This window comes from Georgenia wangjunii (genome assembly GCF_036421975.1).
Lineage (GTDB): Bacteria > Actinomycetota > Actinomycetes > Actinomycetales > Actinomycetaceae > Georgenia_A > Georgenia_A wangjunii.
In genome coordinates this window covers 230418-254944 of record NZ_JAZGON010000004.1, presented here as the reverse complement: position 1 = coordinate 254944, position 24527 = coordinate 230418, and the positions used below count along the sequence as shown (strand labels likewise).

At 73.7% G+C, this 24527-nt stretch carries 24 protein-coding genes; 21 read left to right on the top strand and 3 right to left on the bottom strand.

Annotation, left to right across the window (positions count from 1 at the left end; translation table 11 throughout):
• The 9 genes from alaS to V2J63_RS09085 all read left to right on the top strand — a co-directional run.
• A partial coding sequence (gene alaS / locus V2J63_RS09125) for an alanine--tRNA ligase (RefSeq protein ID WP_331230713.1) occupies positions 1 to 2347 on the top strand: 2347 nt, incomplete at its 5' end.
• Complete coding sequence (gene ruvX, locus V2J63_RS09120; RefSeq protein WP_331230712.1) at positions 2344 to 2841, top strand: Holliday junction resolvase RuvX; 498 nt, start codon at positions 2344 to 2346, stop codon at positions 2839 to 2841. The genes alaS and ruvX, both read left to right, overlap by 4 nt.
• Positions 2838 to 4007, top strand: coding sequence for an endolytic transglycosylase MltG (gene mltG, locus V2J63_RS09115; RefSeq protein WP_331230711.1), 1170 nt, complete (start codon positions 2838 to 2840; stop codon positions 4005 to 4007). The genes ruvX and mltG overlap by 4 nt, the downstream gene beginning before the upstream one ends.
• Positions 4008 to 4012: 5 nt before the next feature.
• On the top strand, positions 4013 to 4936 hold the full coding sequence (locus V2J63_RS09110) for a shikimate dehydrogenase (protein ID WP_331230710.1): 924 nt from the start codon (positions 4013 to 4015) through the stop codon (positions 4934 to 4936).
• Positions 4937 to 4994: 58 nt separating this feature from the next.
• Positions 4995 to 6212 carry a chorismate synthase gene (aroC, locus tag V2J63_RS09105; RefSeq protein WP_331230709.1) on the top strand — a complete coding sequence of 406 codons (1218 nt, stop codon included), beginning with the start codon at positions 4995 to 4997 and terminating at the stop codon, positions 6210 to 6212.
• 315 nt (positions 6213 to 6527) lie between these two features.
• Positions 6528 to 7025: a shikimate kinase gene (locus V2J63_RS09100; RefSeq protein ID WP_331230723.1), complete on the top strand. Its 498-nt coding sequence runs from the start codon at positions 6528 to 6530 to the stop codon at positions 7023 to 7025.
• Positions 7022 to 8101 carry a 3-dehydroquinate synthase gene (gene aroB / locus V2J63_RS09095; RefSeq protein ID WP_331230708.1) on the top strand — a complete coding sequence of 360 codons (1080 nt, stop codon included), beginning with the start codon at positions 7022 to 7024 and terminating at the stop codon, positions 8099 to 8101. Before V2J63_RS09100 ends, aroB begins: the two co-directional genes overlap by 4 nt.
• Before the next feature lie 83 nt (positions 8102 to 8184).
• The gene (locus tag V2J63_RS09090) at positions 8185 to 9744 is read left to right on the top strand and encodes a sodium-dependent transporter (RefSeq protein ID WP_331230707.1); all 1560 of its coding nucleotides are present in this window, start codon (positions 8185 to 8187) and stop codon (positions 9742 to 9744) included.
• Positions 9741 to 9890 carry a methionine/alanine import family NSS transporter small subunit gene (locus V2J63_RS09085; protein ID WP_331230706.1) on the top strand — a complete coding sequence of 50 codons (150 nt, stop codon included), beginning with the start codon at positions 9741 to 9743 and terminating at the stop codon, positions 9888 to 9890. The genes V2J63_RS09090 and V2J63_RS09085 overlap by 4 nt, the downstream gene beginning before the upstream one ends.
• A gap of 10 nt (positions 9891 to 9900) precedes the next feature.
• On the opposite strand, the gene V2J63_RS09080 is transcribed toward V2J63_RS09085, so the two are convergent.
• On the bottom strand, positions 9901 to 10491 hold the full coding sequence (locus V2J63_RS09080) for a DinB family protein (RefSeq protein WP_331230705.1): 591 nt from the start codon (positions 10489 to 10491) through the stop codon (positions 9901 to 9903).
• Between the two features lie 120 nt (positions 10492 to 10611).
• On the opposite strand from V2J63_RS09080, the gene V2J63_RS09075 reads away from it, so the two are divergent.
• The 6 genes from V2J63_RS09075 to V2J63_RS09050 all read left to right on the top strand — a co-directional run bounded on the left by V2J63_RS09075 (position 10612) and on the right by V2J63_RS09050 (position 14020).
• Positions 10612 to 11265, top strand: coding sequence for a hypothetical protein (locus V2J63_RS09075; protein ID WP_331230704.1), 654 nt, complete (start codon positions 10612 to 10614; stop codon positions 11263 to 11265).
• A gap of 113 nt (positions 11266 to 11378) precedes the next feature.
• Positions 11379 to 11762: a hypothetical protein gene (locus tag V2J63_RS09070; RefSeq protein ID WP_331230703.1), complete on the top strand. Its 384-nt coding sequence runs from the start codon at positions 11379 to 11381 to the stop codon at positions 11760 to 11762.
• 58 nt (positions 11763 to 11820) lie between these two features.
• Positions 11821 to 12384, top strand: coding sequence for an elongation factor P (efp, locus tag V2J63_RS09065; protein ID WP_331230702.1), 564 nt, complete (start codon positions 11821 to 11823; stop codon positions 12382 to 12384).
• Between the two features lies 1 nt (position 12385).
• Positions 12386 to 12817 carry a transcription antitermination factor NusB gene (gene nusB / locus V2J63_RS09060; RefSeq protein WP_331230701.1) on the top strand — a complete coding sequence of 144 codons (432 nt, stop codon included), beginning with the start codon at positions 12386 to 12388 and terminating at the stop codon, positions 12815 to 12817.
• Positions 12818 to 12884: 67 nt separating this feature from the next.
• Positions 12885 to 13409, top strand: a complete 525-nt coding sequence (locus tag V2J63_RS09055) for a CinA family protein (RefSeq protein WP_331230700.1) — start codon at positions 12885 to 12887, stop codon at positions 13407 to 13409.
• Positions 13410 to 13438: 29 nt separating this feature from the next.
• A complete protein-coding gene (locus V2J63_RS09050) occupies positions 13439 to 14020 on the top strand; it encodes an MSMEG_6728 family protein (RefSeq protein ID WP_331230699.1) in 582 nt (193 codons plus the stop codon).
• Between the two features lie 32 nt (positions 14021 to 14052).
• Here the strand turns inward: V2J63_RS09050 and V2J63_RS15795 are convergent, their stop codons facing one another.
• Together V2J63_RS15795 and V2J63_RS09045 are read right to left on the bottom strand one after the other, a co-directional pair.
• A complete protein-coding gene (locus V2J63_RS15795) occupies positions 14053 to 14220 on the bottom strand; it encodes a M15 family metallopeptidase (protein ID WP_434056302.1) in 168 nt (55 codons plus the stop codon).
• A gap of 11 nt (positions 14221 to 14231) precedes the next feature.
• Entirely contained in the window at positions 14232 to 15500 is a 1269-nt protein-coding gene (locus V2J63_RS09045; protein ID WP_331230698.1) for an FG-GAP repeat domain-containing protein, read from the bottom strand.
• 415 nt (positions 15501 to 15915) lie between these two features.
• On the opposite strand from V2J63_RS09045, the gene pyrR reads away from it, so the two are divergent.
• From pyrR to pyrF, 6 genes are read left to right on the top strand one after another with little or no spacing between them, the layout of a single operon-like run.
• On the top strand, positions 15916 to 16518 hold the full coding sequence (gene pyrR, locus V2J63_RS09040; protein ID WP_331230697.1) for a bifunctional pyr operon transcriptional regulator/uracil phosphoribosyltransferase PyrR: 603 nt from the start codon (positions 15916 to 15918) through the stop codon (positions 16516 to 16518).
• Positions 16515 to 17549 (top strand): aspartate carbamoyltransferase catalytic subunit, encoded by a 1035-nt coding sequence (locus V2J63_RS09035; RefSeq protein ID WP_331230696.1) that lies wholly within the window; start codon positions 16515 to 16517, stop codon positions 17547 to 17549. The genes pyrR and V2J63_RS09035 overlap by 4 nt, the downstream gene beginning before the upstream one ends.
• Entirely contained in the window at positions 17546 to 18877 is a 1332-nt protein-coding gene (locus V2J63_RS09030; protein WP_331230695.1) for a dihydroorotase, read from the top strand. Before V2J63_RS09035 ends, V2J63_RS09030 begins: the two co-directional genes overlap by 4 nt.
• The gene (carA, locus tag V2J63_RS09025) at positions 18874 to 20142 is read left to right on the top strand and encodes a glutamine-hydrolyzing carbamoyl-phosphate synthase small subunit (protein WP_331230694.1); all 1269 of its coding nucleotides are present in this window, start codon (positions 18874 to 18876) and stop codon (positions 20140 to 20142) included. The genes V2J63_RS09030 and carA overlap by 4 nt, the downstream gene beginning before the upstream one ends.
• A complete protein-coding gene (gene carB / locus V2J63_RS09020) occupies positions 20142 to 23429 on the top strand; it encodes a carbamoyl-phosphate synthase large subunit (protein WP_331230693.1) in 3288 nt (1095 codons plus the stop codon). Before carA ends, carB begins: the two co-directional genes overlap by 1 nt.
• Positions 23426 to 24340 carry an orotidine-5'-phosphate decarboxylase gene (pyrF, locus tag V2J63_RS09015; protein ID WP_434056301.1) on the top strand — a complete coding sequence of 305 codons (915 nt, stop codon included), beginning with the start codon at positions 23426 to 23428 and terminating at the stop codon, positions 24338 to 24340. The genes carB and pyrF overlap by 4 nt, the downstream gene beginning before the upstream one ends.
• The last annotated feature ends 187 nt before the right edge of the window (positions 24341 to 24527 follow it).

Sequence of the window (24527 nt, the reverse complement as noted above, 5' to 3'; positions counted from 1 at the left end):
CTACGGGCTCGACGGCGAGCGCCTGTGGGTGACGATCTGGGAGGAGGACGACGAGGCCGAGCGCGTCTGGCTGGACAAGATCGGCCTGCCCCGTGAGCACCTGCAGAAGCTCAACCGCGCGGACAGCTTCTGGGACACCGGCCAGCCCGGCCCCGCCGGCCCCACGGCCGAGATCCACTACGACCGCGGCCCCGCCTACGGGCCGGACGGCGGCCCCGCCGTCGACACGAAGGGCGACCGGTTCCTCGAGATCTGGAACCTCGTCTTCGACCAGTACCTGCGCGGCGAGGGCACCGGCAAGGACTACCCCCTGCTGCGCGAGCTCGAGCACAAGTCGATCGACACCGGCCTCGGCCTCGAGCGGCTCGCGTTCCTGCTCCAGGGCAAGGAGAACATGTACGAGATCGACGAGGTCTTCCCCGTCATCTCGGCCGCCCAGGAGATGAGCGGGCGCACGTACGGCGCGGCGCAGGGCGCGGACGAGGCGGACGTGCGCATGCGCGTCGTCGCGGACCACGTGCGCTCCTCGCTCATGCTTATCGGCGACGGCGTGCGCCCGGCGAACGACGGCCGCGGCTACGTCCTGCGCCGTCTCATCCGCCGCGCGGTGCGCTCGATGCGTCTCCTCGGCGTCGACGAGCCGTCGCTGCCGATCCTCCTGCCGGTGTCCAAGGACGCGATGAAGGCGTCCTACCCGGAGATCGAGCGCGACTTCGCCACGATCTCCCAGGTCGCCTACGAGGAGGAGGAGGCCTTCCGCCGCACCCTCGCCGCCGGCACGACGATCCTCGACACCGCCGTCGCACGCGTCAAGGGCGGCGGAGCGGGCGCCGTCCTCGGCGGCAAGGAGGCGTTCGCGCTGCACGACACCTACGGCTTCCCCATCGACCTCACCCTCGAGATGGCCGCCGAGCAGGGCGTCGCCGTCGACGAGGCCGGTTTCCGCTCCCTCATGCGCGAGCAGCGCGAGCGCGCCCGGGCCGACGCGCTGGCGAAGAAGAGCGGGCACGTCGACACGACGCTGTACCGCGAGCTCCAGTCGCGCCTCGACGCCGAGGTGCAGTTCCTCGGGTACACCGACACGACCGCGGAGGCGCGCGTCGTCGGGCTGCTTGTCGACGGCGTCCCCGCACCGGCGGCGACGGCGCCGGCCGACGTCGAGGTCGTGCTCGACCGGACCCCGTTCTACGCGGAGGCCGGCGGGCAGCTGGCCGACCAGGGCACCCTTTCCTTCTCCGGCGGTGCGATCGTCGACGTCGCGGACGTGCAGGCCCCGCTCAAGGGCATGCCCGTCCACCGGGGCCGGCTCACCGAGGGCACCCTCACGCTCGACGCCACGGGCGTCGCGGCGATCGACACCGACCGCCGCAAGGCGATCGCGCGCGCACACACCGCCACGCACATGGTCCACAAGGCCCTCCACGAGGCGCTCGGCGAGCAGGCGACACAGGCCGGCTCCGAGAACGCGCCCTCGCGGCTGCGGCTCGACTTCCGCCACGGCTCGTCCGTGCCCGCCAGCGCCCTCGGCGAGATCGAGCAGCGCGTCAACCACCAGCTCGCCGAGGACCTCGACGTCACGGACGAGATCATGGACATCGACGACGCCAAGGCCGCCGGCGCGATGGCGCTCTTCGGGGAGAAGTACGGCCGCCGTGTGCGCGTCGTCTCCATCGGCGGGGACTGGTCGAGGGAGCTGTGCGCGGGCACGCACGTGCCCCGGACGGGCAGTCTCGGCCTCGTCACCCTCCTCGGTGAGTCCTCGATCGGGTCCGGTGTCCGCCGCGTCGACGCGCTCGTCGGTGCTGGTGCCTACGGGTTCCAGGCCAGGGAGCACGCCCTCGTCGGCCAGGTGACCAGCCTCGTCGGCGGCCGCGCCGAGGAGCTCCCCGAGCGCATCGGCTCGCTCATGGCCAAGCTCAAGGCCGCGGAGAAGGAGCTCGCCGCCCTCCGCCAGTCCCAGATGCTCGCCCGTGCCGGTGAGGTCGCCGCTTCCGCCCAGGACGTCGGCGGCGTCCGGGTCGTCGCCCACGACGCCGGCGAGGTCGGCGCGGACGACCTGCGCACCCTCGTGCTCGACGTGCGCCAGCGGCTCGGGGACTCCGCCCCGGCGGTCGTCGCCGTCGGCGGCGTCGCGAAGGGACGGCCGGTCGTCGTCGTCGCGACGAACGCCCCGGCCCGTGAGGCGGGCGTGCGCGCCGGCGGGCTCGTACGCGCCGCCGCGCAGCGGCTCGGTGGCGGTGGCGGTGGCAAGGACGACCTCGCGCAGGGCGGCGGCACCGACGCGAGCGCGCTGGGGACGGCCCTCGCGGCCCTGCCGCAGGACGTCGCCGGAGCGGTCGGCGCATGACGGTGCGCCCAGGCGTCCGTCTCGGGATCGACGTAGGGGCGGTGCGCGTGGGCGTCGCACGCTCGGACCCGTCGGGGTTCCTCGCGACGCCGGTGGAGACGCTCGCCCGCGAGCGGAACCGCCACGACGTCACCCGCATCGCCGAGATCGCGGCCGAGCTCGAGGCGGTCGAGATCGTCGTCGGGCTTCCCCGGCACATGTCGGGAACCGAGGGGGCGGCGGCGGAGGCCGCCCGTGAGTACGCTGGGCGGGTTGCGCGGGCCTGCCGGCCACTGCCGGTGCGGCTGGTCGACGAACGGCTGACGACTGTCAGTGCCCACGATGCCCTGCGGACGGCGGGTCGCCCCGGGCGCCGCCACCGCAGCGTCGTGGACCAGGTCGCCGCCGTCCTCATCCTGCAGTCCGCGCTGGACGCCGAGCGAGGATCCGGGCAGGTGCCGGGGGAGCTGGTGGCGGTGCCTGACGAGAGCGAGAAGAAGGAGACCGGTCAGTGAGCGACCTGTTCGACCAGAGCCTGGCCGCGCCCGCCGCCCCGCCGCCCTCCGAGAGCCAGCGGCGCGCGGAGCGCCGAGAGCGAGCGCAACGGCGCAAGCAGCGCCGTCGTCGCACGATCATCGCGGTCGTGCTCAGCGTCGTCCTCGTCGCGGCCGTCGCCGTCGGTGCCTTCGTCGTGCTCCGCCCGCTCCTCACCGAGCGGCCCGCCCCGGAGGCGAGCGACTTCCCGGGGCCGGGCTCGGGCAGCGTCGAGGTGGTCATCGAGCAGGGGGCCTCCGGCGCCGCGATCGGTGAGACCCTCACCGAGGCAGGCGTCGTCGCGAGCCCCAGCGCCTTCGTCTCCGCGTTCAACGCCAACGCCAACGCCCCGGGCATCCAGCCGGGGACGTACGTCCTCATGTCGGAGATGAGGGCGGAGGACGCCGTCGCCGCGCTCCTCGACCCCGCGAACAAGTCCGAGCTGACCGTGACTGTCCCCGAGGGCTGGCGGGCGTCCCAGATCTACGAGCGTGTCGCCTCCATCGCGCAGATACCGCTCGAGGAGGTCCAGGCGGCCGCCGCGGACGTCGAGGCCCTCGGCCTGCCGGCCGAGGCCGGCGGCAACCCCGAGGGCTGGTTCGCCGCGGCGACCTACTCGTTCCAGCCGACGGCGGACGCGACGACGATCCTCGCGGCGATGGTCGACCAGACGGTCGCCACGCTTGACCGGCTCGAGGTCCCCGCCGAGGACCGCCAGGATGTCCTCACGAAGGCGTCGATCGTCGAGCACGAGGTGTTCCTCGCCGAGGACTACGGCCGCGTGGCCCGCGTCATCGAGAACCGGCTGACGGACACGGAGCAGGTCAACGGCCGGCTCCAGATGGACTCCACGGTCCTCTACGGGGTGGGCAAGGCCGGCGGTATCCCCACCCGCTCCGACCTCGACGACGACAACCCGTACAACACCTACCTCAACCCCGGCCTGCCCCCGACGCCGATCGGCGCCCCGGGTGCCGCCGCCGTCGAGGCCGTGCTCAGCCCGCCCGAGGGTGACTGGCTGTACTTCGTCACCGTCAACCTCGACACCGGCGAGACGCTCTTCACCGGCGACTACGAGCAGCACCAGGCGAACCGCGCCGCACTGAACGCGTGGCTCGAGGAGAACCCGCTCAACGAGGAGGAGTAGCGGCCGTGGCGCTGCCGACCTACGACGTCGTCCCCGCCGGCGCCCTCCCCCCGGGGGCCCGGCGGGCGGCCGTCCTCGGCCGCCCGGTCGCGCACTCCCTGTCGCCGGTCCTCCACCGCGCCGCCTACGCCGAGCTCGGGCTCGAGTGGGTCTACGGGCGCGCCGACACGGGCGAGGAGGACCTGCCGGCCGTCGTCGCCGCCCTCGACGGGCAGTGGGGCGGGCTCTCGCTGACGATGCCGCTCAAGCAGGCCGTCATGCGGCTGCTCGACGTCGTCGACCCGCTCGCCGAGGTGGTCGGCGCCGTCAACACCGTCCTCGTCCAGCCGGGCGCGCGCGGCGGGCGGCCGGTCCTCGTCGGGGCGAACACCGACGTGCACGGCATCGTGGCGGCGCTGCGCGAGGTGGCGCCCGAAGGGTGGGCGCCCCGGCGCGCCGTCGTCGTCGGCGCCGGGGCGACCGCGTCCTCGACCCTCGCCGCGCTCGGGGAGCTCGGCCTCACCCGGCCGGTGCTCCTCGCCCGTTCCCTCGCCCGGGCCGGCGGGACCCTCGCCGCCGCCCGCCGAATGGGCGTGAGCGCGACCGTCGTGCCGTGGGCGAGCCCGCGCGCCGCCGTCGACGCGATCGCCGGGGCGGACGTCGTCGTCTCGACCGTCCCCGCCGGCGCCGCGGACGACGTCGGCGAGGAGCTGCGCGGCGCCGGCGTGAGCACCGCCGGCGCGGTCCTGCTCGACGTCGCCTACGACCCGTGGCCGAGCCCGCTCGCGCGCGCCTGGGAGGCGGGCGGGGGCACGGTCGCGCCAGGGTGGGGGATGCTCCTCCACCAGGCCGCCGAGCAGGTGCGCCTCATGACGGGTCGCGTGGCGCCGGTCGAGGCGATGCGGACGGCGCTCGTCGCCGCGCTCGCCGCCCCGCGCGCCGCCGGGTAGGAGGGCGCTCCCCGGACGGCGCGGCCCGCGCCGGGGCAGGCGTGGCAGGATGCCAGCCATGCTCAGGTGGTTGACAGCAGGGGAGTCGCACGGACCCGCACTCGTCGGGGTCGTCGAAGGGGTGCCGGCCGGCGTCGCGCTGACGACCGACGACGTCCGCGAGGTCCTCGCCCGCCGACGGCTCGGCTACGGCCGCGGCGCGCGGATGAAGTTCGAGCAGGACGAGGTGCGCCTCCTCAGCGGCGTGCGCCACGGGCGCACCCAGGGTGGCCCGATCGCCATCGAGATCGGCAACACCGAGTGGCCCAAGTGGCAGACCGTCATGGCGGCGGACCCGGTGCCCGAGGAGTCCCTCGAGGTCGACGCCGGCACGGGCGACGTCCGGGAGACGGCGCGGAACAAGCCGCTCACGCGGCCCCGTCCCGGGCACGCCGACCTCGTCGGCATGCAGAAGTACGCCCTCGCCGAGGCCCGCCCGGTCCTCGAGCGGGCGAGCGCACGCGAGACCGCCACCCGCGTCGCCCTCGGCTCGGTGGCCGCCGCCATCCTCGAGCAGGTCGCCGGCGTCCGCCTCGTCTCGCACGTCGTCGCCGTCGGCCCCGTCCAGGCGCCGGACGACGCGCCGCTGCCCGGCCCCGACGACGTCGCGGCCCTCGACGCCGACCCGATCCGCTGCTTCGACCCGGTGTCGTCCGCGGCCATGGTCGCCGAGATCGACGCGTGCCAGAAGGCGGGCGACACCCTCGGCGGTGTCGTCGAGGTCCTCGCCTACGGCCTGCCGCCCGGGCTCGGCTCCTACGTCCACGGTGACCGCAAGCTCGACTCGCGCCTCGCCGGGGCGCTCATGGGGATCCAGGCCATCAAGGGAGTCGAGCTCGGCGACGGGTTCCGCACGGCCGCGCGCCGCGGTTCCGTCGCCCACGACGAGATCTCCCGCGCCGACGACGGCCGCATCCGCCGTGAGACCAACCGCGCGGGCGGTGTCGAGGGCGGGATGAGCAACGGCGAGGTCCTGCGCGTGCGCGCCGCCCTCAAGCCCATCTCGACCGTGCCGCGCGCCCTGCGGACGATCGACGTGACGACGGGCGAGGCTGCCACGGCGATCCACCAGCGCTCGGACGTGTGCGCCGTCGCGCCGGCCGCCGTCGTCGCCGAGGCGATGGTTGCCCTCGTCCTCGCCGAGGCGCTGCTGGAGAAGGTGGGCGGGGACTCCCTCACCGAGAGCGCGCGGAACCTGCGCGGCTACCTCGAGTCCATCCCGGAGCTCATGCGCTGACGGCGCCGGGCCTTCGCCCGCGTGTCCGTCCCTGGCCCGTGGGCGACGGTGACCGCGCCCCGTCGGGCGTCCCGGGCCGGCGCGCCCCGCGCGCGTGGGCGCACCGAGGGCTCAGCGCGGACGGCGCGTCCGCGCGGTGCGCCGGCTCGATACCCTCGACGCGTGCAGAACTCACCCCGCCCCGAGCCTCAGGCCTCCGCAGCCGCCGGCGGCGCGCCGCCGGCCACCACGCCTGCCGGCACCGTGCCGGCCACCCCGGCGCCGGGCGCCCCCGCGGACGGCGCCCCGTCGCCGAGCCGGGTCCGGCTCGTCCTCATCGGTCCCCCCGGCGCCGGCAAGAGCACGGTGGGGCGTCTCGCCGCCCGGGCCCTCGGCGTAGGCCTGCTCGACACGGACGAAGAGGTCGAGCGCACCGCCGGCCGAACGATCAGCGAGATCTTCATCGACTCCGGCGAGGACACCTTTCGCGCCCTCGAGCACGAGGCCGTCACCCGGGCCCTCGCCGAGCACGACGGGGTGCTCGCGCTCGGGGGCGGAGCCGTGCTCCATCCGGGCACGCAGGCGGCGCTCGCCGGGATGCCGGTCGTCTTCCTCGACGTCTCGATGGCGAAGGCGCTCAAGCGCGTCGGCCTCGCGGGTGCCCGGCCCCTCCTCGTCGACAGCCCGCGTGCGCGGTGGAAGGCGCTCATGGACGCCCGGCGGGGGACGTACGAGCGCGTCGCGACCGCGGTCGTCAGTACCGACGGCCTCCGGCCGGAGGAGGTCGCCCGGGCCGCCCTCGCCGCCGTCGAGGCGGAGGGGGCGCCGTCGTGACCGCGACGCGCATCGAGGTCCGCGCCGAGCACACGTACGACGTCGTCATCGGCCGCGGCCTCGCCCACGAGGTCGCCGCCCTCGTCGGGGCGGCCGCCCGCCGCGTCCTGCTCGTCCACCCCGCGACGCTGACCGGGCGTGCCGACCGGCTCGAGGCGGAGCTCACCGCGGGTGGCCACGCGGTCCACCGCGCGGAGGTCCCGGACGCCGAGCGGGCGAAGACCATCGACGTCGCAGCGCGGTGCTGGAGCCAGCTCGGGCAGGCGGCCTTCACCCGGCAGGACGTCGTCGTCGGCCTCGGGGGAGGGGCGACGACGGACCTTGCCGGGTTCGTCGCAGCCACGTGGCTGCGCGGCGTGCCCGTCGTCCAGGTGCCGACGACGCTGCTCGGGATGGTCGACGCCGCCGTCGGGGGCAAGACCGGCATCAACACGGCCGAGGGCAAGAACCTCGTCGGGGCCTTCCACTCGCCCCTCGGCGTCGTGTGCGACCTCGAGACCCTCGAGACACTCCCACCCGCCGACCACGCGGCCGGCCTCGCGGAGGTCGTCAAGGCTGGGTTCATCGCGGACCAGCGCATCCTCGCGCTCGTCGAGGCCGACGGGGGAGCGGCCGCCCGTGACCCGCGCTCGGACGTCCTGCGCGAGCTCGTCGAGCGGGCCGTCGCCGTCAAGGCCGAGGTCGTCTCGGCGGACCTGCGCGAGGCGGGGCGGCGGGAGTTCCTCAACTACGGCCACACCCTCGCCCACGCGATCGAGCTCGCCGAGACGTTCACGTGGCGCCACGGGGAGGCGGTCGCCGTCGGGATGGTCTTCGCCGCCGAGCTCGCGCTGGCGGCCGGGCGGCTCTCCTCCGACGACGTCGCCCGCCACCGCGCCATCCTCACCTCGCTCGGCCTGCCGGTGACCTACCGCGGGGACCGTTGGCCGGAGCTGCTCGAGGCCATGGGCCGGGACAAGAAGTCGCGCGGGAGCATGCTGCGCTTCGTCGTCCTCGACGGCATCGGCAGCCCGGGGCGGCTCGCAGACCCCGCGCCGGAGCTGCTCGCGGCCGCGTACGAGCGGGTCTGCGCCTAGGTCGTGGCGCGCCACCGGATGACACCCGGCCCGCACCTCGCTACTGTGCGGCGCACCTAGTGATCATCACTGCGGAGGCGTTCATGAGGAAGACCCGCCAGTCCCCGACCGCGGCGCCCCCGGCGCGCGAGCAGTGGTCCAGCCAGTACGGCTTCCTCCTCGCCGCCATCGGCTCGGCGGTGGGGCTCGGCAACATCTGGCGCTTCCCCGGCGTGGCGTACGAGAATGGTGGGGGCGCGTTCCTCGTCCCGTACCTCGTCGCGCTGCTGACGGCGGGCATCCCGATCCTCCTCCTCGACTACGCCCTCGGTCACCGGTACCGCGGGTCCGCCCCGACGGCGTTCCGGCGGCTCGGCAAGAGGTTCGAGGCCCTCGGATGGTTCCAGGTGGCCATCGCGTTCGTCATCGCCACCTACTACACCGTCATCCTCGTGTGGGCCATCCGGTACGTCGGCTTCTCCGCGACCGAGGCCTGGGGCGACGACCCCCTCACCTTCTTCGTCGGTGACTTCCTCCAGGACGCCGGCGCCACGGTGACGACGGACGTCGTCGGGGGCATCTTCTGGCCGATGGTCGCGCTCTGGGCGGTCGCCCTCGGGGTCATGCTGCTCGGCGTGCGACGGGGGCTCGAGCTGGTCAACAAGATCGCCATCCCCCTCCTCGTCGTCCTCTTCGCCGCGCTCGTCGTGCGTGCGCTGTTCCTGCCCGGTGCCCTCGGCGGCCTCGACGCCTTCTTCACGCCGAACTGGTCGGCGCTCACCGACGGCCGCGTGTGGCTCGCCGCCTACGGCCAGATCTTCTTCTCCCTGTCGATCGCCTTCGGGATCATGCTCACCTACTCGAGCTACCTGCCCCGGCGCGCCAACATCGCCCCCACGGGGCTCGTCGCGGCGTTCGCGAACTCGTCCTTCGAGCTCCTCGCCGGTATCGGCGTCTTCGCGACGCTCGGCTTCATGGCCGCCGCGCAGGGTGTGGGCTTCGCCGAGCTGCCCGGGATCACGGGGCCGATCCTCTCGTTCGTCACCTTCCCGCAGATCATCTCGGCGATGCCCGGGGGACCGATCTTCGGGATCCTCTTCTTCCTCTCCCTCACGCTCGCGGGGTTCACGTCGCTCATCTCGATCCTCCAGGTGCCCTCGGCGGCCGTGCAGGAGAAGTTCGGCCTGTCCCGCCGTGCGGCGACGCTCCTCGTCGTCGGGGGCGCCGCCGTCGTCTCCCTCACCCTCTACTCGACGACCTCCGGCCTCGCGGTGCTCGACACGGTGGACTACTTCACGAACAACTTCGGCGTCGTCGTCTCCGCGATCCTCATGGCTGTCCTCGTCACCTACGGCGCCCGCAAGCTCCCTGAGCTCAACGCCCACCTCAGCCTCGTGTCCTCGCTGCGGATCGGACGGTGGTGGCGGGTGCTCATCGGGGTGGTCGTCCCGATCATGCTGGGGATCATGGTCGTCACCGCCCTCCGGACGAGGCTGTCCGAGCCGTACGAGGACTACCCGTGGACGTTCATCAACATCGCCGGGTGGGGCACCCTCGGCCTCATGGTCGTCGTGGCGCTCCTCCTCGCCAGCCTGCGGTGGCGCCGCCCCGTCGACGACTTCACGCCCGAACCTCTCCCGACGACGGAAGGACGCACGCGATGAGCGTCTCCGCGATCATCCTCATGCTCGCTGCCATGGTGATCCTCTGGGGAGGCCTGGCCGTGGCGACCGTCTACCTGCTCAAGCACCCGACGCCCTTCGACGCAGGCGCCGACGACGGGCCCGGGCCGACCTCGGGCGGTGCGTAGCCGCCCGAGGTCAGCTCTGCCGCGCGGCGTCCTCCGCGGCCTGCTGGACGCGGGCGCGGTAGCCGGACCACCACGCGGGGTCGCTCGCGGGGAGGTTGTCGTTGCCGAGCCGCAGGCCGACGGCGTCGTCGATGAGCTCGCGGACGATGTCCGCATGGCCCGCGTGCCGGTGTGTCTCAGCGATCATGTGCACGAGGATGCGCTGGAGCGTCGGTCGCTGGTTCTCCGGGCGCCACCAGGCCACGAGGCCCGTGTCCTCGAGCGCGAGGGCGTCGATGGTGGCATCGGTGTGCGCCCACGCCCGCCGGTAGAGGTCGACGACGTCGTCGCGCGACTCCTCGGGGCGCGCCCACATGTCGACGTTCGGCTCGTCCGAGTCCATCCACGCCGGACGGCCGGGGAAGGGTCGGTCGAAGCTGACGCCGAAGTAGTCGATCTCGCACGCGGCGACGTGCTTGACGAGTCCGAGGAGGTTCGTGCCGGTCGGAGTCAGGGGGCGGCGGGCGTCGTACTCCGAGAGGTCGGCTAGCTTCCACAGGAGCGCCTCGCGGGCCTCCTGGAGGTAGTGGTGGAGGACGGCCTTGGGATCGGTGCGCGGCATGCCGTCAGCGTGCCACCGGGCACCGGTACGGGAAAGGGTCGCGGGCCGGCCATCGCCTTGAGGTGGTCAGATCAACCCCCCAGCCTTGATGTGTCACACTCAAGGCTGTACCCTTGAGACATGTTCGTCCTCACTGCCGACCAGCAGTCGAGCCGCACCCGCGGCGACGACGTCCCCGCGTTGCTCGCCGCCATCGACGCCTGGGCGCGCGCGCGCCCACGTGCGCCGTTCGTCCTCGGACCCGAACGGACCGTGGGGGACGAGATCCAGGCCGCCCTCGAGGACCCCACCGCGGTCGTCAGCCTGGCCCTTCACATCCAGCGCATCGGTGGGTGGAGCGTGGGCATCGGTGCCGGGGCCGTCGACGTGCCGCTCGCCGCGACGAGCCGCGCAAGCTCGGGGGAGGCATTCATCCATGCACGGACCGCCGTCGAGCGCGCGCGCGGGCGCACGGTCCCGGTGCCGCTCGCCGTCGAGGGGATGCGGGCCGAGCGGGCCGGTGAGGCCGAGGCGCTCCTCCAGATCCTCGTCGGCGTGCAGAACCGCCGTACCGCCGCGGGCTGGGAGGTCATCGACCGGCTCGCCACCGGCGCCACGCAGCGCGCGATCGCCGCCGATCTCGGGATCAGCGAGCAGGCCGTGAGTCAGCGGCTGCGCACCGCCATGTGGGAGGAGCAGGAGCGGCTCCACCCCCTCGCCGCGCGGCTGGTCGCCGAGGCGGCGGGGGACGCGGGCGCCGCGGGCGGACCCCCTGCACGCACCGGTACCCCGTAGGCGGGCAACGGCGGACGACGGCGGGTGAGACGACGGCGGTCCGTGGGTGCGGACCGACCGGCATGACAGCGGGCGTCCGCCCGCGTGTCCGCCCGTGCCGCTAGGGTCCGGGTGTGGACCTCGACCTCACCTGGGCGGCCGTCGGCGTCGTCGTCGCTGCCCTCGCCCTCTCGGTCCTCGTGGGACGCCCGATCGCGTGGTTCGTCCTCGCCAGGGTTGCTCGCGAGGCGCCCTCCGGCGGAGTCCTGCGCGGCGGCGCCTGGATCGGCATGCTCGAGCGGCTCGTCATCACGGGCTCGATCATCGCCGGCTTCCCCGAGGGCATCGCCGTCGTCCTCGCCATCAAGGGGCTGGGCCGGTACCCCGAGCTGCGGGAGGCGCACCCGGACAAGCGCAGCCCTGCCGCGGAGCGCTTCATCATCGGCACGCTCGTCTCGTTCGCGTGGTCCGGGGCCTGCGGCGCGGTGGGAGTCGTGGTGCTCCACGCGTTACCCTGAGTGCCGCTCTCCCCGCGCCCAGCGCGCTCCGACGCTCCCGATACGCAAGGACGAACACGTGGCTTCGACGAACGACCTCAAGAACGGCATGGTGCTCAACATCGACGGACAGCTGTGGTCCGTCGTCGAGTTCCAGCACGTCAAGCCCGGCAAGGGGCCCGCCTTCGTCCGCACCAAGCTCAAGAACGTCCTGTCCGGCAAGAACGTCGACAAGACCTTCAACGCGGGCGTCAAGGTCGAGACGGCCACCGTCGACAAGCGCGACATGCAGTACCTGTACAAGGACGGCACGGACTTCGTGTTCATGGACGCCTCCACGTACGAGCAGATCTCCATCCCCGAGGAGACGGTCGGGAACGTCGCCAACTTCATGCTCGAGAACCAGGACGCCATGGTCGCCATGCACGACGGCGCGGTTCTCTACGTCGAGCTCCCCGCGTCGGTGACGATGGAGATCACGTACACCGAGCCCGGTCTCCAGGGCGACCGCTCCTCGGCGGGCACGAAGCCGGCGACGATCGCCACCGGCCACCAGATCCAGGTCCCGCTCTTCCTCGAGACGGGCACCAAGGTCAAGGTCGACACGCGCACCGGGGACTACCTCGGTCGCGTCAACGACTGACGTGTCAGCCCGCAGCAAGGCTCGTACCCGCGCGGTCGACCTCCTCTACGAGGCCGACCAGCGCGGGCGCGACGGCGCGCCGATCGACCTCTTCGAGCTCGTCGTCGAGCGCATGCGCGTGACCGCCGCCCAGACGGCGCTTCCGCAGTACTCGGTCGAGATCGTCGAGGGCGTCGCCACACACCAGGCACACATCGACGAGCTCCTGAGCACGTACTCGCACGGGTGGACGCTCGAGCGGATGCCTGCGGTGGACCGCGCGATCCTGCGTCTCGGCGCGTGGGAGCTCCTCTACAACGACGACGTGCCGGACTCCGTCGCCGTCGACGAGGCGGTCGCCCTCGCGAGCAAGCTCTCCACCGACGAGTCGCCGGCCTTCATCAACGGCCTTCTCGGCCGTCTGCTCGAGCTCAAGCCGACCATCCTCGGCTGAGCGCGGGCGTCGACGCGTCGTCGGGGGCTGACGCGCGAAGGCCACGGAGCTGGTGCAGGATGGCGCGATGAGCAGCCCTGACGACCTTGTCGACCGCGCCACCGACCTCACCGACGCCCTCGCCGCCGAGCTCGACGACTCCGACCGTCGGGTCTCGGTCGCCGAGTCGCTCACGAGCGGGAAGATCGCCGTCCACCTCGGCGCCGCCGGTGGATCCTCCGGCTGGTTCGCCGGGGGAGTCGTCGCCTACAACAGCGACGTCAAGTACGACGTCCTCGGCGTGCGGCGCGGCCCGGTCGTCTCCGCCGTCGCCGCGGAGCAGATGGCGACGGGCGTGGCCACGTTGCTCGGCACGGAGATCGCCGTCGCGGTGACGGGCGTGGGCGGACCGGAGGAGCAGGAGGGCCAGCCCGTCGGCACCGTCTTCATCGGCGTCCACGACGAGGGCACGTGCACCGCGGAGGAGCACCACTTCGAGGGAGACGCCGAGGACATCCTCGCCGCGACGACGGTCCGCGCCCTCGAGCTGCTCCTCACGTGCGTGCGCGCGCGCGAGGGCAGCGCCGCCGGAGCGGCCCACGGCAAACGCTGACGCCCGGTGCCGGCACGCGAGCCGAGCTGATGCAGACCTTCCTGCCGTACGCCGACTTCGGGGCCACCGCGCGGGCACTCGACACCAAGCGCCTGGGCAAGCAGCGCGTCGAGGTCATCCAGGTCGTCCGCGCCCTGACGTGGCCCGACTACGGCTGGAAGTCCCATCCGGCGGTGCTCATGTGGAAGGGCTTCGAGGAGGCGCTCGGCCGGTACGGGTTGACCATGTGCGAGACCTGGATCGAGCGGGGGTTCGGCGACACGTGCGCGGGGACGATCGCCGCGGACCTCGCCGCCGCGGGCGTGCCGACGATCCGGGACGTCGCCGCCCTCGAGGCGGCGGGCGGCCTGCCGACCTGGCTCTCCGAGCCGGCGCTGCACCTCAGCCACCGGTCGAACCTCCTCCGCAAGGACCCCGAGTACTACCGGCCGCTCTTCCCCGACGTCCCCGACGACCTCCCCTACTGGTGGCCCGTCCGGTCGCCGGCCGTCCTGGCGCGAGAGCGCCGCAAGCAGGAGAGCCCCAGGAGACATCGCGCGCGATCCGGGGCTGTGGCGGGCACGGAACCGCCCGCTCGCCCGGTCGGAACGGACGGGGCAGAGGCTCGCTGAGGACCCCACAGCGTCCTAGGGCACGGGGGTCGCTAGCCTCCCGTCGTCGAGAAGTGCTGGTAGTCCTTGGGCGATGCCCAGGTCCCGCCCCAGACCCAGCCGCGAGCCCCGAAGGCTCTCACGGTGGCGTCACCGGCACGGATCATGCCCGTGCCGGGTCCGTCCCGGTCGAGGTAGGCGGCCCCGCCCGGCGGTGCCACGTACGAACCGGCTACGTACGGGTTGACGAGGGGTTGACGTCGATGGCGCGCCCGTAGGCGTGCTCGGACCAGGCGGCACCGCCGGTCACCGCCCGGCAGTTGAAGGCGCTCGTGTTGTTCGCCGCCATGCTCGCGTCGTCATCGCCTCCGAACGCCTCCACCGGAGCCATCCGCGCGATGGGGAACCGCGCTGCGTACAGGTCCCGCATGACCGCCTCGACGGATGCGGTGAGGTGCGCCGCGATGACCAGTCGACCGGTGCGGACGCTCCCGTCGTAGCCCCAGTGGGTGACGTCGATCGCGCGCAGGTGGGCGGGGGCCACGGGGCAGCCCGGGCGCCATGACGCATGAAGGTCCGCGGCACTCACCGTGGTCACCGTCGCGCGGAAGGGCGGCGGCCCGCCGAGCGTCTCGTTCGCCGATCCGAGGGCGTCCATGACGTGCCACCCGTGGCCCACGCGGACGGGCGCGAGCCACCCGCCGGAGCCGTCGGCGGGGTAGAGCCACAGCACTCCCGTCGACGCGTGCCGGGCGAGGACGTCTGCCGCGCGGTCGCCGTCGAAGTCACCCGTGCCGACGATGGCGTCCATGACCTCCCAGCCGGTGCCGACCCGCGCGCGCGGGAGCCATCCGCCGGAGCCGTTGCCCGGGTAGAGCCACAGCTCACCGGTCGACGCCTGCCGCGCGAGGAGGTCGACCGGCCCGTCGCCGTCGAAGTCGCCGGGCCCGACGAGCGTGTCCATGCCGTTCCAGCCGGTGCCGACCCGCGCGCGCGGGAGCCACCCGCCGGAGCCGTTCCCGGGATAGAGCCAGAGCGATCCGGTCGCGGCCTCGCGGGCCAGGACGTCGACCCGCCCGTCGCCGTCGAGATCCCCCGGCCCGACGACGGCGCTCATGCTGCTCCACCCGTGGCCCACCCGGACGCGCGCGGCGAGCCCGCCGGCGCCCGTGCCGCGGTAGAGCCACAGGTACCCGGTGGCCGCCTCCCGGGCGAGGACGTCGACCCGCCCGTCGCCGTCGAGGTCGCCGACGGTGTCGAGGACGTCCATGCCGCCCCAGCCGTGGCCGATGCGGACCCGCGGGTGCCACCCGCCCGTGCCGTTGCCGGGGTAGAGCCACAGGTAGGACGTCGCGGCCTCGCGCGCGACGACGTCGTTGCGCCCGTCGCCGTCGAGGTCGTCCTGGTGGGCGACGATGCTCACCCAGGAGACCGTGCGGCCGGGCATCGTCACGGACGCCGCGGGGGCGGCGGCGACGAGGACAAGGGCCAGCGTGGACACGGCTCCGAGCAGGGCGACCAGGATCCGTCGGACGACCGGATCCCGAGACCGCCGCGCGGTCGCGACATCGTGCGTATCCACGTTCGCACTCCCAGTTCCAGACGGCAGGCGCTCGCTCACCTCAGTCTCCTCCGGCTCGGCACGGAGGAGAAGGGCCGATCGTGCACACCCACCCGGCTCGCCGACCCGGCGGGGCGCGGGAGGCGGTGTGCCGGGTCGTGGCGGGTCTGGCGGGAGCCGCGAGGAACGAGCGGCGGATGGAAGACCCGGCACACCGCCTCCCACTCCCTGCTCCCAGCACCGTCGCCCCAACCGTGGACGCCCGCACCGATCCCTCCCGGCGGCGGGCTAGGATCGCCCACGACCCAGCACATCCTTTAAGACCCGTCCTGTGAGGCGGGGAAGGAGACGCCTTATGTCCACCGGCTCTGCCATGCCCTCCGGCCCCGGCGACGTCGTCGTCCTCGGCCCCGGAGAGATCTCCCGGGCGCTGCGGCGCATCGCTCACGAGATCCTCGAACGCAACGACGCCGGTGAGGACATCGTCCTCCTCGGCATCCCCACGCGCGGCGCCCCGCTCGCCCACCGCCTCCTGACCGAGCTCGGCGACGCCGCCCGGGGCGACGACGGGCTCGCGCCCGGCAGCATCGCGGCCGGCACGCTCGACGTGACGATGTACCGCGACGACCTGCGCTCCCAGCCCACCCGGGCGCTCATGCGCACCGAGCTGCCCGAGAGCGGGCTCGACGACAAGGTCGTCGTCCTCGTCGACGACGTCCTCTACTCGGGGCGCACGATCCGCGCGGCGCTCGACGCGATCTCCGACATCGGCCGCCCCCGCCGCGTCCAGCTCGCCGTCCTCGTCGACCGTGGGCACCGCGAGCTGCCCGTGCGTGCCGACTTCGTCGGCAAGAACCTGCCCACCTCGCGCGCCGAGCGCGTGCGGGTGCGCCTCGCCGAGACCGACGGCGTCGACGACGCCGTGACGATCACCAAGGTGAGCGAGGACGCGCGATGAGGCACCTGCTCTCCGCGGCGGACCTCGACCGTGCGGGCGCCGTCGCCCTCCTTGACACCGCCGAGGAGATGGCCGCCACCCAGTCGCGCGAGATCCGCAAGCTCCCGACGCTGCGCGGGCGCACGGTCGTCAACCTCTTCTTCGAGGACTCGACCCGTACCCGGATCTCCTTCGAGGCGGCCGCCAAGCGGCTGTCAGCCGACGTCATCAACTTCGCCGCCAAGGGCTCGAGCGTCTCCAAGGGGGAGTCCCTCAAGGACACCGCCCAGACCCTCCAGGCCATGGGTGCCGACGCCGTCGTCGTCCGCCACCACGCGTCGGGTGCCCCGCACCGGCTCGCTCACTCCGGCTGGATCGACGTGCCCGTCGTCAACGCCGGGGACGGCATGCACCAGCACCCCACCCAGGCGCTGCTCGACGCGTTCACCATGCGGCGCCGGCTCGTCGGCCGCGCCGCCGGCGCCCTGGGGACGCCGACCGACCCGAGCGGCACCGGAGCGCCGGGTTCGCTCGGTGCGGACCTGGCGGGGCTGTGCGTCGTCATCGTCGGTGACGTCCTCCACTCGCGCGTCGCGCGCTCCAACGTCGACCTCCTGACGACGCTCGGCGCCCGCGTCGTCCTCGTCGCGCCGCCCACGCTCGTGCCGGTCGGTGTCGGCACGTGGCCCGCCGTCCTCGACTACGACCTCGACGCCGCCATCGCCGAGCACGCCCCCGACGCGATCATGATGCTGCGCGTCCAGCGTGAGCGGATGTCGAGCGCCGGCGGCGGGTTCTTCCCGTCCCCCCAGGAGTACCACCGGCGCTACGGGCTCACGTCCGCGCGCCTCGCGGCGCTGCCCGCGCACACGATCGTCATGCACCCCGGCCCGATGAACCGCGGCCTCGAGATCTCCGCGGAGGCCGCCGACAGCGAGCGGTCCACGATCGTCGAGCAGGTCGCCAACGGCGTCTCGGTCCGCATGGCCGTCCTCTACCACCTCCTCGCCGGCGGCCTGCCGGCCGGCCCGGCGCAAGGAGCCACCTCATGACCGACTACCTCGTCCGCGGCGCGTCCCTCCTCGGGGGTGAGCGGACCGACCTCCTCCTCTCGGAGGGTGCCATCACCGCGATCGGCACGGACGCCACCCGGCAGGCGGGACGAGGGACGACGACTGTCGACGCCGACGGTCTCGTCGCCCTGCCCGGTCTCGTCGACCTCCACACCCACCTGCGCGAGCCCGGCCGCGAGGACGCCGAGACGGTCTTCTCCGGCACCCGCGCCGCGGCGCTCGGCGGCTTCACCGCCGTGCACGCCATGGCCAACACCTTCCCGGTGGCGGACACGGCGGGCGTCGTCGAGCAGGTCTGGCACCTCGGTCGCGAGGCCGGGTGGGCGGACGTCCACCCGGTCGGCGCCGTCACGGTCGGCCTCGCCGGCGAGCAGCTCGCCGAGCTGGGCGCCATGGCAACCTCGCGCGCCCGCGTCCGCGTCTTCTCCGACGACGGCAAGTGCGTCGCCGACCCGGTGCTCATGCGCCGGGCGCTGGAGTACGTCAAGGCGTTCGACGGCGTCGTCGCCCAGCACGCGCAGGAGCCCCGGCTCACCGAGGGCGCGCAGATGAACGAGGGCGTCGTCTCGGCCGAGCTCGGGCTGGCGGGGTGGCCCGCCGTCGCCGAGGAGGCGATCATCGCCCGCGACGTCCTCCTCGCCGAGCACGTCGGCTCCCGCGTCCACATCTGCCACCTGTCGACCGCCGGCTCGGTCGAGATCGTCCGCTGGGCGAAGGCCCGCGGCATCGACGTGACCGCCGAGGTCACGCCGCACCACCTCCTCCTCACGGACGACCTCGCGCGCTCCTACGACCCGGTCTACAAGGTCAACCCGCCCCTGCGCACGGCCGAGGACGTCGCGGCCCTGCGGGAGGCCCTCGCGGACGGCACGATCGACATCGTCGCGACCGATCACGCCCCGCACGCGACGGAGGACAAGGACTGCGAGTGGGCCCAGGCCGCCTTCGGGATGACGGGCCTCGAGACGGCCCTCTCGGTGGTCCAGGAGACGATGGTCGAGACGGGCCTGCTCACCTTCGCCGACGTCGCCCAGGTGCTCTCGGTGCGCCCGGCGCGCATCGGGCGCGTGAGCTCCCACGGGCGCCCGCTCGCCGTCGGCGAGCCCGCCCACCTCACGCTCGTCGACCCGGCCGCCCGCTACCTCGTCGACGCGGCCCAGCAGGCGACCGCGAGCCCCAACACGCCCTTCCGGGGCCGTACGCTGCCAGGACGCGTCGTGGCGACCTTCCTGCGCGGTCGCGCGCGGGTGCTCGACGGTCACGCGGTCGACGCGGCCCCGCACAGCACCACAGGAGGTCTTAGGTGAGAACCGAACGGAACGACGCCCTGCTCGTCCTCGAGGACGGTTTCGTCCTGCGCGGGCAGGCCTACGCCGCCCAGGGGCGCACCGTGGGTGAGGTCGTGTTCTCCACCGGCATGACGGGGTATCAGGAGACGCTCACCGACCCGTCCTACCACCGCCAGATCGTCGTCATGACGGCGCCGCACATCGGTAACACCGGCGTCAACGACGAGGACCCGGAGTCGCGGCGCATGTGGGTCGCCGGCTTCGTCGTCCGCGACGCCGCGCGTCGCGCGTCGAGCTGGCGCTCGACGCGCGAGCTCGAGGACGAGCTGACCGAGCAGGGCATCGTCGGCGTCTGCAACGTCGACACGCGCGCCCTCACGCGCCACCTGCGCGAGCGCGGGGTCATGCGGGCGGGCATCTTCTCGGGCTCCGCGCTGCCCACCGGCGGTGCGGACGCCTCCGAGGCCGCGATCGAGGTCCTCGTCGACCTCGTCAAGGAGAGCCCCGAGATGGTCGGGGCCGACCTCGCGGCCGAGGTGACGACGGCGCAGGCCTACGTCGTCGAGCCCACGGGCGAGCACGCCGGCCAGGAGCCGGTCGCGGAGGTCGTCGCCGTCGACCTCGGCATCAAGTCCCGCACGCCCGCCCAGCTCGCCGCGCGCGGGGTGCGCGTCCACGTCGTGCCCCAGCAGGTGAGCCTCGCCGAGATCCTCGCCCTGGAGCCGGACGGCGTCTTCTTCTCCAACGGCCCGGGCGACCCCCAGGCCGCGACCCACGAGGTCGAGCTCCTGCGCGGCGTCCTCGACGAGCGCGTGCCGTTCTTCGGGATCTGCTTCGGCAACCAGCTCCTCGGCCGGGCGCTCGGCTACGGGACGTACAAGCTCGCCTACGGCCACCGCGGCGTCAACCAGCCCGTCCTCGACCGAGCCACCGGCAAGGTGGAGATCACCGCGCACAACCACGGCTTCGCCGTCGACGCGCCGGTGGGGGAGCCGAGCGTCGCGCCGTTCGACGACGGCCGTTACGGCCGCGTTGAGGTCTCCCACATCGGGCTCAACGACCAGGTGGTCGAGGGCCTGCGCGCACTCGACGTCCCGGCCTTCTCGGTCCAGTACCACCCCGAGGCCGCGGCCGGCCCGCACGACGCCGAGCACCTCTTCGACCGCTTCATCGCGCTCATGCGCGAGCGCCGCGGGCCGCGCTCTGCCGCCGGTGCGCCCGCCGCCGACCCGGCCGCCCCCGCCACCACCACGCCCGCCCCGACCCACACCGAGGACGTCTGATGCCCCGCCGTACCGACCTGCGCTCCGTCCTCGTCATCGGCTCGGGCCCGATCGTCATCGGGCAGGCCGCGGAGTTCGACTACTCCGGCACCCAGGCGTGCCGGGTCCTGCGCGAGGAGGGCCTGCGGGTCATCCTCGTCAACTCCAACCCGGCGACGATCATGACCGACCCGGAGTTCGCCGACGCCACGTACGTCGAGCCGATCACGCCCGAGGTCGTCGCCACGATCATCGCGAAGGAGCGCCCCGACGCGCTCCTGCCGACCCTCGGCGGGCAGACGGCCCTCAACACGGCCATCGCGCTGCACGAGGCGGGCGTCCTCGCCGAGTACGGCGTCGAGCTCATCGGCGCCTCGATCGACGCGATCCACGCCGCCGAGGACCGCCAGCGCTTCAAGGAGATCGTCGAGCGCTGCGGCGCCGAGAGCGCCCGCTCGGCGATCGCCCACACGATGGACGACTGCTACTCGGTCGCGGAGGAGTTCGGCTACCCGCTCGTCGTGCGCCCCTCGTTCACGATGGGCGGCCTCGGCTCGGGCATCGCCTACACCCAGGCGGACCTCGAGCGGATCGCCGGCGCGGGCCTGCACTACTCCCCGACGACGGAGGTGCTCCTCGAGGAGTCGATCCTCGGCTGGAAGGAGTACGAGCTCGAGCTCATGCGCGACAAGGCGGACAACGTCGTCGTCGTGTGCTCGATCGAGAACGTCGACCCGGTCGGCGTCCACACGGGCGACTCGATCACGGTCGCGCCCGCGCTCACGCTGACGGACCGCGAGTTCCAGAAGCTGCGCAACGTCGGTATCGCCGTCATCCGGGAGGTCGGCGTCGACACGGGCGGGTGCAACGTCCAGTTCGCCGTCGAGCCGAGCACGGGGCGCGTCGTCGTCATCGAGATGAACCCGCGTGTGTCCCGGTCCTCGGCCCTGGCCTCGAAGGCCACGGGCTTTCCCATCGCCAAGATCGCCGCGCGCCTGGCCATCGGCTACACGCTCGACGAGATCCCCAACGACATCACCGCCTCGACGCCGGCGTCCTTCGAGCCGACGCTCGACTACGTCGTCGTCAAGGTCCCGCGGTTCGCCTTCGAGAAGTTCCCGGCGGCGGACCCGACCCTGACGACGACGATGAAGTCCGTCGGCGAGGCCATGGCGCTCGGGCGCAACTTCACCGAGGCGCTCCAGAAGGCGATGCGCTCGATCGACGCCGCCGGCTCGGTCTTCCACTGGGACGGCCCCGCCCCGGACGCCGAGGAGACGGCCGCGCTCGTCGAGGCTTCGCGCCGGCCCACGACGGGCCGGCTCGTTGAGGTCCAGCAGGCCATGCGCGGTGGCGCGAGCGTCGGCGAGCTCTACGAGGCGACGGCGATCGACCCGTGGTTCCTCGACCAGCTCCTCCTCCTCACCGAGCTCGCCGAGGACCTCGCGGCGGCCCCCGCCCTCACCCCGGCGCTCCTCGCCGAGGCGAAGCGGCATGGCTTCTCCGACCTCCAGGTCGCACGCATCCGCGGTATCGGCGAGGACACGGTCCGCGAGATCCGCCACGCGTACGGGCTGCGGCCGGTCTACAAGACCGTCGACACGTGCGCGGCGGAGTTCGCGGCCCGGACGCCGTACCACTACTCCTCCTACGACCTCGAGACCGAGGTCCAGCCGCGCGAGCGGGAGGCGGTCATCATCCTCGGCTCCGGGCCGAACCGGATCGGGCAGGGGATCGAGTTCGACTACTCGTGCGTCCACGCGACCCTCGCGCTCGCCGACCGGTACGAGACCGTCATGGTCAACTGCAACCCGGAGACCGTCTCGACGGACTACGACATCTCCGACCGGCTCTACTTCGAGCCGCTCACGTTCGAGGACGTCCTCGAGGTCTACCACGCCGAGCTCGCGGTGGGACCGGTCGCCGGCGTCATCGTCCAGCTCGGTGGGCAGACTCCGCTCGCGCTCGCGCAGCGGCTCGCCGACGCGGGCGTGCCCATCCTCGGCACGCCGCCGGAGGCCATCGACGCCGCCGAGGACCGGGGCGCGTTCGGCGCGGTCCTCGCCGCCGCCGGGCTTCCCGCCCCCGCGTACGGCACCGCGGTGACCCTGCCCCAGGCGCAGGCGGTCGCCGCCCGGATCGGGTACCCCGTCCTCGTGCGCCCGTCCTACGTCCTCGGCGGGCGGGGGATGGAGATCGTCTACGACGAGGCGCAGCTCGTCGACTACGCCGAGCGCTCCGGGCTCGGGCAGTCCAAGGGCCCGCTCCTCATCGACCGCTTCCTCGACGACGCCATCGAGATCGACGTGGACGCGCTCTACGACGGCACCGAGCTCTTCCTCGGCGGCGTCATGGAGCACATCGAGGAGGCCGGGATCCACTCCGGCGACTCGGCGTGCGTCATGCCACCGGTGACGATCTCCCAGGCGGAGATCGCCCGTATCGCCACGTCGACCGAGGCCATCGCGGCCGGGGTGGGCGTCCGCGGGCTCATCAACATCCAGTTCGCGCTCGTCTCGGACATCCTCTACGTCATCGAGGCGAATCCGCGGGCCTCGCGCACGGTGCCGTTCGTCTCCAAGGCGACGGGGGTCCCGCTGGCGAAGGCGGCCGCGCTCGTCATGACGGGAGAGAGCATCGCCGAGCTCCGGGCCCGCGGCGTCCTGCCCGCCGCGGACGCGGCGGTGCTCGACCTCGCCGCACCGCTGGCGGTCAAGGAGGCCGTGCTGCCGTTCAAGCGGTTCGCCACGGCCGCCGGTTCCGTCGTCGACACGGTGCTCGGCCCAGAGATGCGCTCGACCGGTGAGGTCATGGGCTTCGCGGCCGACTTCCCGACGGCGTTCGCCAAGTCCCAGGCGGCCGCGTACGGCGGGCTGCCCACGAGCGGGCGCGTGTTCGTCTCGGTCGCCGACCGCGACAAGCGGGCGCTGGCGTTCCCGGTCGCCCGCCTCGTCGACCTCGGGTTCGAGATCCTCGCGACCGCCGGCACGGCCGGCGTCCTGCGCCGCAGCGGCATCCACGCCACCGTCGTGCGCAAGGCGAGCGAGGGGCACGGGCCCGACGGCGAGCCGACCATCGTCGACCTCATCTTCGACGGGCAGGTCGACATGGTCGTCAACACCCCCTCGGGCCAGGGTGCCCGCGCGGACGGCTACGAGATCCGCACGGCGACGACGACGGCGGACAAGCCGATCATCACGACGGTCCAGCAGCTCGCGGCCGCGGTCCAGGCGATCGAGGCGGTCCGCTCCGGGCCGTTCACGGTGCGCACGCTCCAGGAGCACGACGCCGACCGGGCGGCACGGTGAGCGCGACGCACGACGGCGGGGCGGCGCCCGGGGACGGCGCGCGCGCGACGACGGTGGCCCCGTTCGGGCGCCGCCTCACCGCCGCCATGGCCACGCACGGGCCGCTGTGCGTCGGCGTCGACCCGCACCCGGCACTCCTCCAGCGCTGGGGCCTGGCCGACGACGTCGCCGGGCTGCGGACGTTCGGGCTGCGGGTCGTCGACGCGCTCGGCGGTCACGTCGCCGCGCTCAAGCCCCAGTCCGCGTTCTACGAGCGGCACGGCTCGGCGGGCATCGCCGTCCTCGAGGAGCTTCTCGTCGCCGCGAGGGAGGCGGGCACGCTGACCGTCCTCGACGTCAAGCGCGGCGACGTCGGCTCGACGATGCTCGGCTACGCCGACGCCTACCTCCGGGACGGCTCCCCGCTCGCCGCGGACGCCGTCACCCTCTCGCCCTACCTCGGGCTCGGCTCGCTCGCCCCGGCGATCGACGCCGCGCTCGACACCGGGCGCGGGGTCTTCGTCCTCGCGCTCACCTCCAACCCGGAGGGCGCGGGCGTCCAGCACGCCCGGGATGCCGGGGGCCGGGCGGTCGCGGGCCAGGTCGTCGACGGGGCACGTGCCCGCAACGCGGCCGAGCTCGCGACCGGCGAGCCGCTGGGCTCGGTCGGTCTCGTCGTCGGGGCGACGGTCGGTACCGCCGCGCGCGAGCTCGGGATCGACCTCGCGGCGACCGGCGGGGCGCTCCTCGCCCCGGGTGTCGGCGCCCAGGGCGCGGGCCCGCGGGAGCTGGCCGAGGTCTTCGGCGGTGCCGAGCGGGCGGTCCTCGCCAGCACGTCGCGCGCGGTCCTGGCCGCCGGGCCGGACGGGGCGTCACTGCGGGGGGCGGCCCGCGCCGCCGCAGCCGAGGTCACGGCGGCGCTCGGTCTCTGACGCGGGGCCGCGAGCACCGCGCACCGTGTACCGGGTTCACCCGCGCCGGCGTGCTCAAAGCGGCCCCGGGACCGGTGTCCCGCTGCTACGGTCCGGCGGAGCAGCGCGGACGCCGCCTCTGGCAGACGTCGTGAGCCGTGGCCGCGCCGTGTGGGTTACGTCTCCTCCCGGGCGCGTCGGTGCCGTC

Coding starts and splice junctions, on each gene's coding strand:
- V2J63_RS09085 (WP_331230706.1), top strand. CDS start 9,741: ATGAGCGTCTCCGCGATCATCCTCATGCTCGCTGCCATGGTGATCCTC.
- carB (WP_331230693.1), top strand. CDS start 20,142: ATGCCCCGCCGTACCGACCTGCGCTCCGTCCTCGTCATCGGCTCGGGC.
- V2J63_RS09030 (WP_331230695.1), top strand. CDS start 17,546: ATGACCGACTACCTCGTCCGCGGCGCGTCCCTCCTCGGGGGTGAGCGG.
- V2J63_RS09050 (WP_331230699.1), top strand. CDS start 13,439: ATGCAGACCTTCCTGCCGTACGCCGACTTCGGGGCCACCGCGCGGGCA.
- aroC (WP_331230709.1), top strand. CDS start 4,995: ATGCTCAGGTGGTTGACAGCAGGGGAGTCGCACGGACCCGCACTCGTC.
- pyrR (WP_331230697.1), top strand. CDS start 15,916: ATGTCCACCGGCTCTGCCATGCCCTCCGGCCCCGGCGACGTCGTCGTC.
- V2J63_RS09075 (WP_331230704.1), top strand. CDS start 10,612: ATGTTCGTCCTCACTGCCGACCAGCAGTCGAGCCGCACCCGCGGCGAC.
- ruvX (WP_331230712.1), top strand. CDS start 2,344: ATGACGGTGCGCCCAGGCGTCCGTCTCGGGATCGACGTAGGGGCGGTG.
- V2J63_RS09080 (WP_331230705.1), bottom strand. CDS start 10,491: ATGCCGCGCACCGATCCCAAGGCCGTCCTCCACCACTACCTCCAGGAG.
- V2J63_RS09055 (WP_331230700.1), top strand. CDS start 12,885: ATGAGCAGCCCTGACGACCTTGTCGACCGCGCCACCGACCTCACCGAC.
- V2J63_RS09090 (WP_331230707.1), top strand. CDS start 8,185: ATGAGGAAGACCCGCCAGTCCCCGACCGCGGCGCCCCCGGCGCGCGAG.
- V2J63_RS09035 (WP_331230696.1), top strand. CDS start 16,515: ATGAGGCACCTGCTCTCCGCGGCGGACCTCGACCGTGCGGGCGCCGTC.